The organism is Streptomyces sp. NPDC001406, from assembly GCF_042895285.1.
Classification (GTDB): domain Bacteria; phylum Actinomycetota; class Actinomycetes; order Streptomycetales; family Streptomycetaceae; genus Streptomyces.
The window spans coordinates 78661-95522 of record NZ_JBIAWG010000026.1 but is presented as its reverse complement, the minus strand read 5'-3'; the positions used below and the strand labels follow the sequence as shown (position 1 = coordinate 95522).

The window sequence follows — 16862 nt, the reverse complement described above, 5'->3', positions numbered from 1 at the left end:
GGTCGAGGGCGTGTGGGCACACGTCAAACGCAGCCTGGCCAACCTCGCCGTCGTCGCCCTCGACCGCCTGGAGACGCTCGTGCGCAACCGGCTCAAACGCCTGCAGTACCGGCCCGAGACCCTCGACGGGTTCATAGCCGGGACCGGCCTGCCCCTGGACACCCCTACATCACTCTAACTAGCCGAGATCAGTAAACGGCAAGTCAGAACCTGTAGGGGCAGTAGGCGCCGCCGGCACGAGTGGGGCAGTGGTTCCGGGCCTGAGTGGCAGCTGGCCGGCCTCGGACGCGGCGGTGACCTTCGCTTCGGTCAGTTCGTCGTCGCCGACGGCGCTGCATCCCAATGGCCGCAGCGCGGCATGCCCGTACTGCCGCTGTCCGGCGTTCTGGAGGACCGCGCCCTTAGGCCAGTCAGGACTGCCGCCATTTGTCATGCATGGCGCAGGCACAGATGCCCTCTACCAGGTGTTCGTCACGGCCAGCAGTCTGGCTCCGTCCCGGACGCGACGGACTGCTCGATCCATCCGAACGGTCCGGTGGACCCTGAATCGCCTGAAGGATGGGGGCGCTGCTGTCCGCAAGGGCACACGAGCGATCCAGCAGCTGCCAGCCTCGCCGGACGGGACCCGGCCGGCCGGAACGCCGGACCTGCCATGTCCGGCAAGCCGGTCTGGGCGCCGAGCGGCCGGGACACAACAGTGAAACCGCCGGGACGTGTCTGGTACAACCGGCGCCGCACGCGCGGCGTCATGAGTGTCACACGGCCAATGAGCCGCTCCGCGCAGCAGAAGGGCAACCGCGTTGTCAGCTCCACTCATACTCCGGCGAGTACTCCCCGCCACCGCACTCGCCTGCATCGCGGTGATCGCCACCGGCTGCAGCGCGGGCTCGGCCGGCCGCGCCTCCGGTGGCACCGCCGCAGCCACGGTTTCCGACGCACCGGCTAGTTCGGGTGCACCGGCTACGACGGGTGCACCGGCTACTTCGGGTGCACCGGCTACTTCGGGTGCACCGGCTACGACGGCGCCTGCCGCGGCGGCTACAGCTCGGGCCAGAGGTACGGGCACCGGCACCGAGACGACGGCCGGCACTACGCATGGGGGTACCGCCGCCTGCCCGACCCGCTATCTGAACGCCAGACCGGGTGTCAGCCAGGGCGCCGCCGGCAGCGTCTACCAGGTGATCGACTTCACCAACATCTCCAAGACCGCCTGCACCCTGTACGGCTACCCCGGGGTGTCGCTCGCCGGGGGCAGCCCCGTCCGTCAGATCGGCCCGGCCGCCACCCGCAACACCATCACACCCCCCACGCTGGTGACGCTGGCGCCGGGGGCCACCGGCAACGCGCTGCTACGGATCACAAACGCCGGCAACTATCCCGCGGAGCAGTGCCACCCGACTGCCGCGCAATACCTGCAGGTCTACCCGCCGGGTCAGACAACCCCGATCTACGTCGCCTACAGCTCGACTGCCTGCGCCGGGACGGTCGGCATCCTGAGCGTCAGCACGGTCCAGCCAGGCGCGGGGAGCGCGTCGTAGCACGTCGATCCGGACCCCGACACCCGGCGGTGCGCAACGACATCACCGTCCTACTGCGCGCCTCGGAGACCGGACGGCCGATCACCGGCCTGTCGGAGGCCGCCGGTGGCTCACCCGCACCGGCGGTAGGTCACACCGCTCGAGCCGCTGCCCTCACCCGCCGTTTCGAGAACGTGTCGGAGCGGACGGACCGAGAGTTCGGGATCGTCAAGAGCGATCTCACCGCGCTGCGCCTGCAGGTCGGCAACCTTGATCAGAAGGTGGGCAACCTCCAGGCTCAGCTGAGTGACATCGCCGAGAGGATGGACCGCAATCAGGCGCAGATCGTCGAGCTGCTGACGCAGTTGGTCGGCCGGGATCCTAACGCCAGCTGATCTTTTCTGCTTGAACGGCTGCGGCCCCGAACACGCCACGTGGACGCTGTTGGCGAATCAGTAGCCGGGGCTCCGTCCCAGCGACCTCGCGGTCGGTACGGAGCCCCTAGGCATGCTCCGGCATCCATTACGTCTGCCGAACGACGTTCTCCGCCTGCGGTCCCTTCGGCCCCTGCGTCACCGCGTACTCGACCCTGTCGCCCTCGTACAGCTCCTTGAACCCGGTGGACTGGATGGCCGAGAAGTGGACGAACACGTCCGGTCCGCCGTCATCCTGCTGGAGTGAAGTAGGCCGCCAGCGAGGTTCCTCTGGTGGAGGTCCTTTTCCGACGGCCCCTTCCCGAACGACGCTTGCGGCTTTCACCGCACGTCGCTCTCCAGCGATCGATTCCGGATAGGAGTGGCATCTACCCGTCCGGCGTGGATGTCCCAATGAGCCTCTTCCAACCTGGGCGTGGTGACCGCGAGTTGGACATGTCTGCACAACGATGAAGCTCCTGGTAGACGGGTTCTCGACCAAGATCACCCGTGCCACCAGGAGCTTCCGTGCTTGTCTATCCGTCGTCGATAGATCTGTCCAGCCGCACCCTGCGGTATCTCACCGGGCAACGCGGCGTACGGCGGCGGGAGATCGGCACCCGGTGGCGGCGGCTCGCGGCCGGACGTCAGGCCCTGCTCGTCCTGGCCCATCTGCGATGCGGTGACACCTACGCGCAACTCGCCGCCGGGTTCGGCATCGCGATCGCGACCGTCTACCGCTCCGTCCGCGAGAGCGTCGATGTCCTGGCCGCGCTCGCACCGACGCTGGACGAGGCGATGACGACAGCCCGGACGAAGGCGTTCGTCATCCTGGACGGAACCCTGCTACCGATCGACCGGATCGCCGCTGACAGCCCGTACTACTCCGGGAAACACAAACGGCACGGCATGAACGTCCAGGCCCTCACCGACCCGTTCGGGCGGCTGCCGTGGGCCTCGCCCGCGCTGCCCGGCTCCACACACGATCCGACCGCTGCCCGCACGCACGGCATCATCGATGCCCTGGCGCACGCCGGACTCAAGTGCTGGGCGGACAAGGCGTATCAGGGCGCCGGCCGCCTGGTCCGTGTCCCGTTCCGGGGCCGTCGACTGAAACGGTGGAAGCGACGGCATAACACCACCCACGCCAAGATCCGCTGCGTCGGCGAGCAGGCCATGGCCGCCCTCAAAGGCTGGCGCCTGCTGCGGAAACTCCGCTGCAGCACCAACCGCATCACCGACATCGTCAAGGCCGTCCTCGTCCTTCACCGCACGTCAGCGTGAGGTTGGAAACGGCTCAGTGACGGCTCGTCGCGCGAGCGGATGGTGTCAGGGATTTGATCTTGCTGTATGGGCGGCCGTCCTCGTGCTCTCTGTACCTCGGAGAGCCTTGTGGCGCTCAGTGCCGACTCAACTGTCGGATCCGGCGGGGCAATTTCTGCGTGCGCAGAGCGGACATGCATCAGAGCCAATCGACGCTGCGTCAGGCCGGCACATATCCGCGTGCGCGCGAGGAACGTAAGGGGAGAGAGGGACGCATCACAGGTCTGGGCAAGCTCCGCTATGTCGTCGAGTAGACGATCACGCTGCTTCACCAGTTCAAGCTGCTGGCCGTCCGCTGGGAACACCCGGTCGAACTCCACGATGTCTTCGTCTCGTTGGCATGCTCCCCATCTGCTGGAAGTGCCTCAAGAATCATGATCGCGTTACGGGTTGCGATCAAGAGCGTATGCGAACAGAGTCGAAATATACCTACCTACCTACCACATGTCCTCGTCCTCGTAGCGCGTGACGGCCAGTCACCATCTGAATAAGGAGCGGCTATGAAAGTGATAGGAACGGATGATGGACCGGGTGCCGTAGCCATTACGGGCACTGCCACGGGAGGCGGTTCGACTGGCGTCCGAGCGGAAGGTGAGGGCACTGGAGTTTTTGCAGCTACCAAACTCGGGGAGGCGGTCCATGCCCACAGCGAATCGCCGAATGTTGCCGCACTAGCCGCATTCAATATCAACTCCGATGGGACCGGCGCCGCCGTTTTCGGCGAGAAAAAGGGTGACAAGGGTCACGCCGGGTTCTTCGTGGGCAATGTTCACATCACCCGGAACCTGGAGGTCGAAGGCGATGTGACGCTGGCCAACGTCGCCGACTTCGCCGAGGACTTCGACGTTGACGGCAGTGATGGGGTCGAGCCGGGTACCGTCATGGTGCTCTCCGACGACGAAACGTTGCGCCCTAGCAGTAAACCGTATGACGCCAGTGTCGTGGGTGTGGTGTCGGGTGCCGGAGCGTATAAGCCCGGCATTATTTTGGACAAACGCCCGGAGGGATCTGGGCGGCAACCCATCGCACTTCTTGGGAAAGTGTATTGCAAGGTCGACGCGGACTGCCATCCGATCGTTGTCGGAGACCTTCTGACGACCTCGCCGACCGTTGGTCACGCAATGAAAGCGGCGGATCCGTACAGCGCATTCGGCGCTGTGCTCGGCAAGGCACTCCGCGCCTTGCCGAGCGGACAGGCTTTCATCCCGGTCCTCGTTACCCTGCAGTAGTCGGCGTGGTGAGATCAGATGCCAGACATCAGAATCGACACCAGTGGTCTTGTGATCAGAAGTTTCTTCATTCCCGGGCGCAGTTCTGAGTTCCTGGATGGAAGCACCAATCCGACTGTCTCTCTGGATCCAGGTGCGTATGGACTCGTACAGTTGCCCGGACAGGCGCCCTCTTTTCAGTTCGAGGTGACTCAGGAAGGGTTGGTTGAGTACGGCCAGGAGAATGACCTGTTTCTCGACGGTCGGGGCACCAGAACACTCACACTGCGAGGCGTCGGTGTCACTTTGGATGGAAGGTCGCTCTCGCATGACCTGCTACTACTCAGGACCGGGCTGGCCCCGTTCAGTCGGAACTCCATTCACGATCTGGCCCTGATGCCGGCGGCCGGGTACGGGTTTCATTCAGTGGCCGGGACGGCTGCGGATTTCCGGTTCGATGTAGGGGTGGATGGCGCTATCGTCGTTGATGCGCGGTTCGATGGTTTCGCGCGGGTGTCGGGTCGAAGGTTGACGATTGATGGTTTCCCGGTTTCGGTGGATGGGTCGGGGCTGTCGCACGGTTTGGTGCTGTTGAATGTCTTTGGTGGGGGGACGGTGAATCCTTCCCTGTTTGCCTCGACTTTGCATGTCCTACTGCTGCGGCTGATCGAAGTGAACCGCGCGGGGGAAACCGAAGGGCCCACCCAGGAATACATCGCAGCTCTCAGGGAGTTGGCGGGTGCGCCGGGCGCGGACGTGAGGCTCCTGGTCCAGGAACTGCTCAGCATGTCCGCGAAGCTGGCTGAAGCAGAGCGACCTGAAGAAGCCTTCACCATGACGCAAGCCGCCGCCGACATTCAGCGAGTGCATTGAACCGCGCAGCGCGGGGCAACAAGCTGCCGCCGAGGCGGACCTCGCCCGGCCCGCTGCACTTGCACAGCGACTCCACAGCACCTGTCGCGCGGCCGTCGAAGAGGTGTGACGCCTGAGTCCAATTAACCGCCTGGGTGAGCAGGTGCTTACACTTTACGCGGAGGTGAAAATGGAAATGGGACTGCAACCGAGCCTCACACTGATCTCATGGGCGGGCAAGGTCATCGGCATGTCGCCGGATGGTCAATCACCCGAAAAGTTGCTTGGGCTGCCAAACGGGCAGACCCAAGTACTGGGCCCAGGAATCGAATTCAGCGTGTCAGGATTCCATGAGCAGCCTCCCCCAGGACTCGCGCTTCTGTTCGAAAATGTCACCCACGGTGATCGCCCGACCCTGCAACAACTCCAAACAGCAGACTTCATAGCCTTTGAGAGGAACGGAAGTTCGCCCGCCTTGGGTGGCGGTTGGGAAAGTTGTGATTGGGTTTTCGACGACGGGACGAGATCACAGTCCGTTCGCTGGTTCGGGCAAAAGGACCCTCCTTTTCGCGATATGAGAGTAGTGGCGAACGGGAGTATTCCTGGGCGGACCTACCGAGATTTCTTCGGGATTCCTGCGGATGTCCCCGCCCCTGACGGACCAGTGGGGGACGGAGAGGTCATCTCGTTCCTACTGTTCAGCCTTCCAACGCTCGAAATGAAAAATCCCAACTTGTCGGTCACCGTTAGCTTCACGGCGATCCCCCCGGCACCGGTCGATGCGTCAATCACCCCAGACATCGACGCCATGGGCGTGCTGATTCACTTCGCAGAGTCGGACGTGACTTTGCGGGTTCAGGAACTGCTCAACATGTCTACCCAGCTGGCCGACGCCGGCCGGCATGACGAAGCGCTCACCGCGGCGCAAGCCGCCACCGACGTGCAACGCGGATCGGGTACGGCCCCCGGGCAGGTGTTGTTGCCGGCGGGCACGGCGCATGATCTCACGTTGATTCCAGCTACCGGCTACCGGTTTCAACCAGCGGCGCGGACGGTAGCGGATTTCAGCTTCGATGTGGGCGTGGATGGCGGAGTGGTGGTCCACCCGCGATTCAACGGTTTCGCGCAGAGCACCGCGCACACCCTCACCATCAAGGGACACCGTGTGGCGGTTGACGGGCGCGATCTGGCGAACGATCTCATGCCGCTCTCGTTCGTCGGTGGCTCGGGCACTTTGCCGCGGGATCGGGTCAACACTTTGGCCTTGGTGCCAGCATCCGGCTATGTGCTGCGAACCGTCGGTGTACCTACTGCCGACTTCCCTTTCACAGTGGACACGGACGGAAAGATCAATCTCCTGGACGTACCGGGCGGGCCCATCATCATGCGCCCCGAAGATCCGCCTGAGACCCTCCGGTCGTTCTACGCAGACCTCTTCATGCCAGCCCGCGGTTCACTTCGCCTGTTCACCGACGAGAAGGCGACACGGTCCCTCCGAACCGCAATTCACGACCATCAGCATGGGCTCCTCCTCGGACGAGTCCTCAGGGACGAGATCCTTGCCGTCATCGACGAGTTGTTCGACGGAGCGACCTCCGAGGAGGAGGAAGACATAGCCCTTCAGCACCTCCTGGACTCCAGCCGGGCAAGCGATCTTGCCTTTCTGGTCAACAAGCTCACCTGGAGCGGTCTTGACGACGAGCTGGACCAGACCGATCTCAATCGCATCATGGATCGCCTGATGGTGTTGATGGACCGTCATGACTACCTCGTCGGATTCCTGCTGCGCTGGTTCTTCCTGGTCGACGACAATTCGCTGCCGAACATCGACCTGGTGAACGTCTTGACACCATTCGCGGCTAGCCGCAGCACCGAGGTGCGACACTCGTTCGCGGACCAGTGTCTCATTCCCACACAGCGTGACGCAGTCCTCAACGGCATAGCTGTCATGGCGCTCCGTCTGCGCGACCCGCACCTCAGGGAGTTCAAGCTGGCACTGGACAGCGCCGCTGGCCCGGAACTCTACCGAGGCGTCCATCTCCAGAGGTTGTCCTGGGACGCCTTCTACACCGATCGCATCTGCAGCCAGCTTGCTGTCGGAGAATACCGCTTGCTGCTGAGTACGCTCACCGATCTGGTGAACCCGGGAAACCCGCAATTCCCGGTACAGAACATCGCACTCTTCAACATGCTGCGGCGCTGGGACAGACATTTCCTTGCGTTGGAGCGGGCGATCGCGATCGTGGGGACCCAACGCCAGCAGGCTGACGTCCGGCGCTTCATGTTCACCAAAAAGCTGTTCATGGACAACTTCCCGCCGCAACCTCCAGCCCCAGGCGCACCGCCGGCCGCTTTTCTTGCACCCATCGTGGCCGCCATCCAAGCAATCCAGACGACTCTCACCGGAGTAGCGGGATCGTTCGCGGACCTGGTGAATGCAGTGCAGGCGATCACCGACGCGATCGAGGACATCTCCGTTGGGCAGCTGTTGGGAACGATTGATGGTGACAACGCGATGGCGGCGGTCAACACGATGGCTGGGGAGGGGCTGCTAGCGCTCCTTCCCGCGCTGTATAAGTCGGAACTGCTCAAGAGAGTGATGGATGGCAGCGTGTTGGACCCAGTCGGAGACGCCAGGGAGGCCGCCGTCCTGACTGTCCTCCGGGACACGAAAACCCGTTCACAGGCCGAATTTCTTCAGATCGCCGCAGGTGCGACCTGGCAATTGCTGGACGATAGCATTCAGGGTTCCGAGTTCGATGAGCTGGTCCAACTCTTCAAGTTCTCGTGACGCGATCTTGCTGAGCTGTGCTGGTCGGGCGTGACCGTGTGTCAATTCGGCTGTTCAGAGGGTGTAAGGGCTCGCCCTAAGAACCTCCTTAGGGGCTGGCGACGGTAGTCGAACTCTCGAAGTCGTGCCTGACCTCCTGGGTCTCGGGACAAACCCGGCGTGTACCAGTCGCGGTGGACGTCGCCAATGTGCCCGCACTGAGTGCACGGGGTGGTGCAGGTGTAAGCGGCACAACCGGACGCCACGTTCTGGTGAACAGGGCCGGCACAGACTTTGCAGGGGGTGCGCAGTTCACCCATTGGGGCTTCCCTTCTGAAGAACGCGTCAGTGGACTGTTTGCCACCACCGGAGTCTCGTCGTTTGGATGGGACGTGGACGGCCTACTGGCGGGCTCGCGTATTCAACTGTCGCGAGTACTGCTGCCCAAGCGTCAAGTGCAGTCACTGTTTGTGCTGGGGACGTCGTGGGGTCGGCTGTCTGTGTTCTATCCTGTGCAGCAGCTCGCGTCTGGCCGTTGATGGCTAACCTGCTCTCATGCCGGAGAAGGTGTCCAAAGCGATCAAGCGTGTGAGCAAGCAGGACCGCGTAGGACTGAGTTCGAAGAGCGAGCGCCTCAACCTCGGCAGGGGACGTGAGCCTGGATGGCTTGATCAGCACCTGACCGACGATGCGACGGGGTCTCTGCGAGCGATCCTTCTTGAGCATCCCCCAAGCTCTGTTACCGCTGCCTCGTCCTGATCAAGCGGGCCGATCGGGAAGTCGAGCACTTCCTGCTCGACGTGCTGCCGGGGGATTTTGACCGACTTGAGGGGTCTTCGAAGTTGAGCGGTGCGGTGGCGCGGAGGGACTGACCTACTGTTACTCCGCGTGCGCGCCCATTTCTTAACCTGCACCCAGGCGATGGCTTCAAGCGGGTACTGACTACACTCGCCGACGCCGTGATCGCGCGAGCCCGCAGAGTAGAGGAACACGAAGATGCAGAATCCGTTCAGGGATGGTGGTCCGCTCGACGTCGCCATGGGACTGCTCGGTCTGCTGCTCTCGATCGCTCTCTTGTGGAAGGGCATACAGATGGCCCAGGACGGGAGCTCGTGGTGGTGGCCGCTGACGGCAGGCGTGATGGTCGTCCTCAGCCTGCATGGCCTCTACCGACGCCGCCGGGCGAAACGCCAGAGCAGTCCGTAGACACGGCGCCTCAAGCTGGGGCTGGTGCGTCTCGTCGGCATGTTGACTGTTCGTCACGGTGTGTGTATGGCGGGACTGGCCCCAGGACGCAGGATGCCCGTGGTCTTGGTTGATCATTTCTGTTCTCTACGCAGAAGGATCACGGGGGAGCCACGGGCTTGGTCAACGATACGACGTTGTTGCTCGGTCTCGACGGGGTGTCCGTCGTGCGGGTCGAGTCACTGGCCGACGGGACGCGTCGGGTGTACCTGATCACGGCAAACGAGGCGGCGCGGGCCTGCCCCTCCTGCGGGGTCATCGCCTTCCGGGTGAAGGGGCCGGTGGTGACCCGGCCGCGTGACATCCCCTACGGGGACCGGAAGTTGGAGTTCTTCTGGCACAAACGCCGCTGGTGGTGCCGCGAGCCGAAGCGCCTGAGGAAGTCGTTCACCGAGAGCATCGCCCAGATACCGGCCGGGGCGCGGATCACCACCCGGCTGCGCCAGGCAGCTGGGCACCGGGTGCACGACGCCGGCTCCACGGTCATCCAGGCCGCCCGCGACCTGCATCTGTCCTGGCCGACGGTGATGGGCGCCTTCCGCACATCGGCACGCGAGGTCATCGACGCCCCACTGCCCGAAGTGAACGTGCTCGGCATCGACGAGACCCGGCGGGGCAGGACGAAGTGGAAGCAGGACCCCGACACCGGCACGTGGCACCTGGTGCGGGACCGGTGGCACACCGGTTTCGTCGACGCAGCCGGCACCGGCGGGCTGCTCGGCCAGGTCGAGGGCCGCACTGTCGCCGACGTCCTCGTCTGGCTCGCCACCACACCGCTGACCTGGCGAAAGAGTATCCGCCACGTCGCCATCGACATGTCGGCCACCTACCGTGCGGCCATCCGCACCGGCCTGCCGCACGCGATCGTCGTCGACCACTTCCACGTCGTTCAGCTCGCCAACAAGATGCTCTCCACGGTGAGGCGCCGCACCACCGCCGAGATCCGGGGCCGACGCGGACGCGCCACCGACCCGGAGTGGAAGGCCGGACGGCGGCTCCTGCGCAACCGCGAGGATCTCACCGACGACCAGTTCGCCACCATGTGGAACACCCTGCTCCGAGCGGAAGATCGGGCAGACGCTGCTGACAGCGTGGATTGCCAAGGAGAACCTGCACAAGCTCCTGGCCCTGGCCCGCTCCGGGGCCGACCGCCACCAAGTCGGCCACGCCCGCTGGAAGTTCCTCACCTGGTGCGCGGACTCCGACATCCCCGAAGTCCGTACCCTCGCTGCCACCGTCGACCGCTGGTGGACCGAGATCGCCGCATTCATCGACACCGGCCACAGCAACGCCAAGAGCGAGGGCATCAACCGCGTGATAAAGCTCGTCGCCCGCAACGCGTTCGGGTTCAGGAACGCCGACAACCAGCGCCTACGGACACGTTGCGTCACCACCCGCCGAGCCCGCGGACACCTCCGCACCGCTCAACTTTGAAGACCCAGCATCTACCGGGCGCTCGCCAAACACGCCGAGCGCGAGACCGTACCCCGAAGCCATCGAACGAGCCCATGCCGACTTCGCCGCCTTCCAGACTGGCGGACTCGCAGCCCAACTCCCCGGGTCGCGTACAGAGAAGGCCGAACCCCCCGGTGACGTGATGCCGCGGTACCGGACTGGTTCGGGGCGAACAACTGCTCCTGCAGGGCTATCGCCCGAAGTTTAGGGAGATTTCACTTTGGCATGATGCCAAAATGTTCGGCGGCATCGCAGATTATCTGCTCCGCAATTGGCCGACCTGCCGCCTGGTCAAGGAAGCGAGCGGTTGCGTATACTGCCCATAGCCACGCTATGGGTTCTCCGTAGATTAGGGGCAAATTCAGGGAATTTCGCCACGCTGCCGGGTCGATCCCTAGTTGCATGGCCCAGAATGCTCCGGCAATCAGAGGTAGTGCCTCGCGATTCAGAGGGAGGTCGTCCCTTGCGGCGAGCTGTGAAATGACCAGATCGGCCATAGTGGATTCGCTGACCGATGTACTGCCGTCGTCGTTGGCGACGTTCAGCCGCCCCTCGTTTCCCTGTGCGTGGACGGGAAGATAGAGGGCACCCATCAAGGTAATGATCCCTCCCGCGAAATTCTCAGCATTGGACTTCATGCTGTCGAATGCCGCCAGCGTCGACTGGTCTCCGTGAAGCATTCCCGTCGCGATGAGTGCCGCAGCCTTGACGTCCCCCGGTGTCGAAACCGCCCTGCCTCTGCGTGCGACACGCTCCCCTTCGTGCGGTGCGACCATGGAGGCCAACCGCTCTCCGCCTTTTGTCAGGTGCACGACTTCTTCTTCCTTGCCGGCTCGGGCGGCAAGCTTCCCTAACTCGGCCCGCGCGTCTGTGGTGCTGAACTCCAGCTCAGGGATGTCGTTGCTGTGCGCTTCCATGAGTCGATGGTAGGGGTCATGCTCCTGAATGGGGAGGTTTTCCGATGTACGGCAATGTACATCGCCGTACATCGGACTATGTTGCTATGGCCCCACCGTTTACCTGATGCTCAGGGTGCCCTTCAAAAGGCGAGAAATTCCCCATGCCGGAAGGAAACACCGATGCGTCGATCTTCGAAGCCGGAGCGTTGGATATGCACCGTCTTCTCCGCCCTGACTGGGCTCCTTATCGGAGCTGCGCTCATCTTGTCTGGAAAAGTAACGCCAGGCGAGGCGCAAGCGCCTACCTCGCTCCCCTTTTCGGGCTCCTCGCGGTGTACGCCCGCGGCGATGACCATCCGCACGATAACGATGGGGAATCGGAGAAGCACGGACACGAAAGCTAGCAGTGGTTCTCCGAACCTGCTCTGGTTCAGGCGGACCGTACCGGCACAGTTCCTGCTCGCGCAGCAGGGTGAAGTCCACGTCCAGCTTCGCGTCGTACGCTTCCGGCTCGATGCCAAGCTCGCAGGTGGAGTACTTCCCCGAACCGGTTGATGTTCTCCGTGATGTACGGCGAGACCTCCGCCAGGTCCTCGGCCCTGACTTCTTGGGGCATGAAACTGGCGGCCTCGTGTACTCGTGAGTCGCGTGCCCGATGAGGGTTCGTGAGCTTCGTGAGTGGTCGCCGGGGGCATAGTGCCGCCAGGTCCCTCCGCTCTCGGCGGCGAGTTGGGCGGTGGTGTCGTCGTGGTAGCCGAGCATGCGGGCGACCACGGGGGCGGGGCCTTGGAGTACGAGGTGGCGGATCGCCGACGTGCGTCCTCGCTGGGTAGGGAAGCCCAGGTCGCGGAGGCGGATTTCGAGGGTGTCCGAGGTCATGGGTTGTCCGGCCCGTCGGCCAGGGAAGAGCCATCGGGCGCCCGGATTGGTTGCGGTCATGGTGTTCGGCCGCTGGCCCAGGTAGTCCAGCAGCATGCCGGCGAAGGGCTCAGGGACGGGCGACGGCGGGTCGCCGAGCCGGATCTGGACCTCGCCGTCCTCACGGAGGACATCTTCGGTGGTGAGCCGTGCGATCCCGGTGAGCGGCTGCGCGTAGAGGAGGACGAGCATGGCGGCCACGCGGTCCTGGACAGGGATGTCGTCGCGGTTGACGGCCTGCCGGAGCAAGGTGAGCCGTTGGTGCTGAGCGAGCGGGGTTGGGTTGCTGGTGCAGCGGTGCGGAATGGTGACCGTGGGCATGTGGTTGGACCGCATCGCCCATCGCAGAAAGGCATGGGTGAGGCGCCGGGCGGTGTAGCCGCCTGCGTACCAGTCGTCGACATCGGCCTGCGTGCAGTCGGCGAGGGTTCGCCCGCGCTCGGCGAGGTGAGCGAGGAAGGCGGTCGCGAGGTGGATCTCGTTGCGGGCCTGGTGGATCTGCTTGCTGGTGAGCGGGCAGCGGTCGGCCAGGGTGTGCAGGCGGCGCTGGACGTGCCAGGTGGTGAAGAGCTCCAGCAGGCGCCGATGACCGGGGCCGTCGATGGCGGGCAGTCTCTCGGCAAGCCAACGCTGGAACAGCAGCAGCTGCCGGTCGGCCGGGGCAGGACACCACTCTGCAAGAGCAGGTCGCGCAGGTAGGCGACCGACCGCCAGGGTGTGAGTTGGCTCAGTCCGTCGTGGGTGAGCGGGACGTCGCCGCGGGCCAGGGCCCGCAGGTTGCGCTGGACGTGGGAATGGCTCGTCCAGGTCAGTCCGCCCCAGGGACGGCGTATCTGTCGCAAGGCATCGAACAGCGGGAGCAGTTCGGAGTTGACGGAGCCGGAGCCGTCGTCGAGTAGGTCATGGAGACGTTTGGTCAGGACGCATCGGCCGCAGATCCCGCGCCGGTAGCGCCTGGCTTCCTGGCCGCAGCGTTCGCAGGTGAAGTCACCGAGCCCGCCTGCGCAGTCAGTGCAGAGCTTGCCGCCGTCCGGCGCGAGGCCAGGGGTGAGCCGATCGACGCCACAGCCGACGCACGTTCCGTAGGTCTCCAGGGCTCTGGTCATGCAGCTTTGGCAGATGTAGCCCTCAGGCCAGTGGTTCGTCTCGGGCCGCACCGCCCGGCCGCAGCGGGCGCAGAACCGCGCGCTCGCCGGCACTCGGGTTCGGGCCGGATCCGGGCGCGCTTGGGACGGACCGCCGACAGGTCGACGACCGCGTCGCCGGTGGCGACCTTGCGGATGGCGGCGTTCTCGGCCTTGGTGGTGATCAGGTTGGCCGGGGTGCACTCGAAGATTCGGCCGGGGTGCACTCGAAGATGTCGCAGAGTGCGGCCAGCACCGGCAGCGACAGCCGCTCGGGGGTGCCGGTGACCAGCCGGTGGACCTGGGAGAGCGACAGGTTGATGCCCCGCTCGGCCAGCGGCGGGGCCAACTCGCTGGTTGTGAACATTCCGGCGGCGGCCATCCGCTCCCGCAGTCGCCACTGGTAGCTGAGCTGGCGTTTCATCACGCCCTCCTGACGGGTTTGAGCGCGGCCTCGACCGTGGCGTCCAGCGCCCGCCGCAGCGTGCGGGTGCGGAAGTCGGAGGAGACGCAGGTGTAGATCGAGGTTGTGCTGGCATGGTCGTGGCCGGCTTGCTGCTGGACAAATAGGGCGTCCCAGCCGTCTTCGATCAGGTGGGTGACGTAGGACGTTCGTAGCGAGTGAAAGTCCAGGACCGGGTCCAGACCGAGGTCGTCGCGGTAGGCGGCGAAGCGGGAGTCCAGCTGTTGCAGGCCGACCCGCCGTCCGCGCTCGGACGGTCACAGGGCGGATCCGTCCGCGTGGCGCATGGCGGGCCGCACTTCACTCGTCCACTGGTCGAGGATCTCGGCGGACCACTCCCATACCGTCAGTACGCTGCGGCGTTTGGAGGGTGAGCCCTTCTTGGCCTTGCCGTGGCGGACGTAGCAGACGCCGTACTCGCCGAACTCCGTCTCCTCGGGGTTGCGGGCGAAGTCGGCGACATCCAGCATCCGAGTCTCGTTGCGCCGCAGCCCGTAGGCTTACGCGGTCTTGAACAGCATCGCGTCGCGGAAGGCGGGCAGCCATCCCTTGCGGCCGCGTCCGCGGACCCGTGTCACCTCGTCGTCGGCGTGGTCGAAGAACGCCTGCAACTCGTCCCGGGTGAAGGCCCGTTTCGGGGACTCGGCCTCGCACTCCTGCATGTGCACGGCGGTGTTCCACTCGTGGCACACTGGATCGGATGGGTGCCGAACCGGCGGTCGCACTCGGCCGCCCAGTCGTAGCCGGGGTCGGTGGCGTAGTCGCAGAACAGCCGCACCGCCTCCTGGTAGCCGCGCAGCGTCGAGCGGACGCAGCCGCGGACCGCCCGCAGGTCGCCGAACCACTCGTCCGCCAGCGTCGAGGACCAGCTCCAGGGGAAGGCGTCCGCATGGGTGACGAATGCCCGCACCTTCCGCTCACGGCCGTTGATGGTCGACAGCGCGAGGTTCCGCGCCAGTTGCTGGTTGCGCCAGCCGTCCAGCATCGCTTCGAAGACCTGCTCCTCCGGCCGCAGCAGCGGCACTTTGTCCGCCAGGTGCAGCCGTGCGGCCCCTGACGCCGGCCTGTTGTTGCCTGCCAATTCGTCACGCTCCGTAGATCGCATCCGGCGCGAGAATCTCGCATCAGATGCGAAGCCCGGAGAAGAACGGCAGGTCAGCCGTCCGATCGAGTGAAGCGGAACGACACTGGCCGGACCTGTCCGTTACCGTCTCGACAGGCAGACGGTGAACCCTCAATTCACTGATCAACGGCTTCCTTACGCCCCATAGGCCAACGCGGCGTAAAATGCGTCCAGTTCGCATCAGATGCGATTCGCGCCGGTTGGCATACGCGCTCGCGCGGTCACGGCACACGATCTCCGCGCCGGGGTGCTGCTTGAGCCAGGCGGTGAAGGTCTCGGCGGTGCGGTCCGACAGGACATCGACGACGCGGCTGGCTTCGATGTCGATGAGGACGGTGCCGTAGACATGACCGCGTTTGAGAGCGAAGTCGTCGACGCCCAGAACGCGAGGACTTCGTTCCGGCGGTTCGGCGGGCAACTGCCGCACGCGGCTGAGCAGCGTGTTCGGGCTGACGGTGCAGCGCAGCATGGCCGCGAGCCGGGCACCAGCCCGTCGAGCCAGGAAGCGTCTGATCGCGGTCAGCATGGCCTGCTGCAACTGGCTGCGGCGTCCATGTCGGAAGGTGAGCCCATCGACCTGCTCGACGAAGGTCCTGCGAGGGCACGACGGCACCTCGCACCGGAACCGTCGGACCGTCAGATGTATCGTCGTTGGCCGCCCGCCGATCGCGACATCGGCCAGCCGCCGACCATAACGATCATGGACACGCTGCGAGCTCGCCCCGCAGCTGGGGCACCGGCCGACACCGCCGACGGCCGAAGCGGTGATGCGGACACCGGCGCCCTCTGCGTGTATGTCTTCTGTCGTCACGCCCGCCAGCGGTGGCAGCAGCACGTCGACTATCTGATCTCCCAACACGACTGATCAACAAGGGAGTTAGAGATCGGTTACGCTCGGTCATCCCGAAAAGTTGATCAGAGCCGAACGAAATGACTCCCAGTAGGGGATGTCAAGCCGCGGGGGCCGGTTCGTAGGCGGGTCCGTCCCGCCAACCGGCCCACGGAGTACCGCTACCTACAACCCCACTTACCGCGAGGTCGTCCGGCGTGGCACGCCGGCGCCGGCACGGTGACCGTGCCGAAGTACGGGCTTGTCGAGGCCCCCTGGCGCTCGCCGGATGGGGTTCCCGCTGAACGTCCGTCCCCTCAGCCTGGCGGCAAGGTGCCTTGTCAACGGCAAAGACGTGGCACTGCCCTGGGTCCGCGGAGAGAAAGGACCGATGGCTGCGCGAGGACTTGGGTGCCGGACATGACTGCACGTCCGCAGCAACTGACGGCTGTGATCCGCGCATTGTTCAGCCACGGCCAACGTCTGCCTCGACGGGTGTTCGGGTTCCGGGTCACCACCCTCTCGCGGCTGGGGAGTTCACTGCGACGTCATCGAGCTGGTGTCCTACGAGTCTACTTAGCAAAGTCTTTACTTCCAGTGTGCATGACAAAGGTTGAAGAGCTCCCTTAACCTACGGGCGATTCGGTCTCCCGAATCGACTGGAACCCCACCGGCATGCCTCCTTCACGTACTTGCTGCGCATGTCGTCCAGTCCGCACGGTC

At 64.7% G+C, this 16862-nt stretch carries 16 protein-coding genes and 2 pseudogenes; 11 read left to right on the top strand and 7 right to left on the bottom strand.

Features of this window, described 5'->3' with window-relative positions:
• From ACFY1J_RS42595 to ACFY1J_RS42585, 3 genes are all read left to right on the top strand, one after another.
• Positions 1 to 178, top strand: a 178-nt coding sequence (locus tag ACFY1J_RS42595) for a transposase (protein WP_390733087.1), incomplete at its 5' end; no start/stop codon positions are given.
• A 682-nt stretch (positions 179 to 860) separates the two neighbouring features.
• Entirely contained in the window at positions 861 to 1538 is a 678-nt protein-coding gene (locus ACFY1J_RS42590) for a DUF4232 domain-containing protein (RefSeq protein ID WP_390733084.1), read from the top strand.
• Positions 1539 to 1567: 29 nt separating this feature from the next.
• Complete coding sequence (locus tag ACFY1J_RS42585) at positions 1568 to 1912, top strand: hypothetical protein (protein ID WP_390713377.1); 345 nt, start codon at positions 1568 to 1570, stop codon at positions 1910 to 1912.
• A 127-nt stretch (positions 1913 to 2039) separates the two neighbouring features.
• On the opposite strand, the pseudogene ACFY1J_RS42580 reads toward ACFY1J_RS42585, so the two are convergent.
• Positions 2040 to 2195 (bottom strand): annotated as a pseudogene (locus ACFY1J_RS42580) (cold-shock protein); the annotation flags it as partial.
• Positions 2196 to 2458: 263 nt separating this feature from the next.
• Here ACFY1J_RS42580 and ACFY1J_RS42575 point away from each other — a divergent pair.
• The 7 genes and pseudogenes from ACFY1J_RS42575 (at position 2459) to ACFY1J_RS42545 (ending at position 10762) form a co-directional block, all read left to right on the top strand.
• A complete protein-coding gene (locus ACFY1J_RS42575; RefSeq protein WP_390733083.1) occupies positions 2459 to 3214 on the top strand; it encodes a transposase family protein in 756 nt (251 codons plus the stop codon).
• Between the two features lie 539 nt (positions 3215 to 3753).
• Positions 3754 to 4482: a hypothetical protein gene (locus ACFY1J_RS42570; protein WP_390712694.1), complete on the top strand. Its 729-nt coding sequence runs from the start codon at positions 3754 to 3756 to the stop codon at positions 4480 to 4482.
• Positions 4483 to 4500: 18 nt separating this feature from the next.
• Complete coding sequence (locus tag ACFY1J_RS42565) at positions 4501 to 5334, top strand: hypothetical protein (protein ID WP_390733082.1); 834 nt, start codon at positions 4501 to 4503, stop codon at positions 5332 to 5334.
• A 163-nt stretch (positions 5335 to 5497) separates the two neighbouring features.
• Entirely contained in the window at positions 5498 to 8104 is a 2607-nt protein-coding gene (locus ACFY1J_RS42560) for a hypothetical protein (RefSeq protein ID WP_390733081.1), read from the top strand.
• A 975-nt stretch (positions 8105 to 9079) separates the two neighbouring features.
• Positions 9080 to 9289, top strand: a complete 210-nt coding sequence (locus tag ACFY1J_RS42555) for a hypothetical protein (protein WP_390712697.1) — start codon at positions 9080 to 9082, stop codon at positions 9287 to 9289.
• 197 nt (positions 9290 to 9486) lie between these two features.
• Positions 9487 to 10386, top strand: a pseudogene (locus tag ACFY1J_RS42550) (ISL3 family transposase); the annotation flags it as partial.
• Entirely contained in the window at positions 10343 to 10762 is a 420-nt protein-coding gene (locus ACFY1J_RS42545) for a transposase (RefSeq protein ID WP_390733086.1), read from the top strand. The pseudogene ACFY1J_RS42550 and the gene ACFY1J_RS42545, both read left to right, overlap by 44 nt.
• A 236-nt stretch (positions 10763 to 10998) precedes the next feature.
• Here the strand turns inward: ACFY1J_RS42545 and ACFY1J_RS42540 are convergent, their stop codons facing one another.
• Positions 10999 to 11700 carry a hypothetical protein gene (locus ACFY1J_RS42540; RefSeq protein WP_390712698.1) on the bottom strand — a complete coding sequence of 234 codons (702 nt, stop codon included), beginning with the start codon at positions 11698 to 11700 and terminating at the stop codon, positions 10999 to 11001.
• Positions 11701 to 12468: 768 nt separating this feature from the next.
• Between ACFY1J_RS42540 and ACFY1J_RS42535 the strand changes: the two genes are divergently transcribed.
• A complete protein-coding gene (locus ACFY1J_RS42535; RefSeq protein ID WP_390733080.1) occupies positions 12469 to 13299 on the top strand; it encodes a hypothetical protein in 831 nt (276 codons plus the stop codon).
• Between the two features lie 609 nt (positions 13300 to 13908).
• Here ACFY1J_RS42535 and ACFY1J_RS42530 read toward each other — a convergent pair.
• From ACFY1J_RS42530 to ACFY1J_RS42510, 5 genes are all read right to left on the bottom strand, one after another.
• Complete coding sequence (locus ACFY1J_RS42530) at positions 13909 to 14148, bottom strand: helix-turn-helix domain-containing protein (RefSeq protein WP_390712700.1); 240 nt, start codon at positions 14146 to 14148, stop codon at positions 13909 to 13911.
• Positions 14148 to 14408, bottom strand: coding sequence for a tyrosine-type recombinase/integrase (locus ACFY1J_RS42525; protein ID WP_390733085.1), 261 nt, complete (start codon positions 14406 to 14408; stop codon positions 14148 to 14150). Before ACFY1J_RS42525 ends, ACFY1J_RS42530 begins: the two co-directional genes overlap by 1 nt.
• A 36-nt stretch (positions 14409 to 14444) precedes the next feature.
• Positions 14445 to 14657: a hypothetical protein gene (locus tag ACFY1J_RS42520; protein WP_390712701.1), complete on the bottom strand. Its 213-nt coding sequence runs from the start codon at positions 14655 to 14657 to the stop codon at positions 14445 to 14447.
• 104 nt (positions 14658 to 14761) lie between these two features.
• Positions 14762 to 15268 (bottom strand): hypothetical protein, encoded by a 507-nt coding sequence (locus tag ACFY1J_RS42515; RefSeq protein WP_390712702.1) that lies wholly within the window; start codon positions 15266 to 15268, stop codon positions 14762 to 14764.
• A 43-nt stretch (positions 15269 to 15311) separates the two neighbouring features.
• A complete protein-coding gene (locus ACFY1J_RS42510) occupies positions 15312 to 16145 on the bottom strand; it encodes a transposase family protein (protein WP_390712703.1) in 834 nt (277 codons plus the stop codon).
• Positions 16146 to 16862 lie beyond the last annotated feature (717 nt).

Coding starts and splice junctions, on each gene's coding strand:
- ACFY1J_RS42520 (WP_390712701.1), bottom strand. CDS start 14,657: ATGCTGGATGTCGCCGACTTCGCCCGCAACCCCGAGGAGACGGAGTTC.
- ACFY1J_RS42540 (WP_390712698.1), bottom strand. CDS start 11,700: ATGGAAGCGCACAGCAACGACATCCCTGAGCTGGAGTTCAGCACCACA.
- ACFY1J_RS42555 (WP_390712697.1), top strand. CDS start 9,080: ATGCAGAATCCGTTCAGGGATGGTGGTCCGCTCGACGTCGCCATGGGA.
- ACFY1J_RS42565 (WP_390733082.1), top strand. CDS start 4,501: ATGCCAGACATCAGAATCGACACCAGTGGTCTTGTGATCAGAAGTTTC.
- ACFY1J_RS42570 (WP_390712694.1), top strand. CDS start 3,754: ATGAAAGTGATAGGAACGGATGATGGACCGGGTGCCGTAGCCATTACG.
- ACFY1J_RS42530 (WP_390712700.1), bottom strand. CDS start 14,148: ATGAAACGCCAGCTCAGCTACCAGTGGCGACTGCGGGAGCGGATGGCC.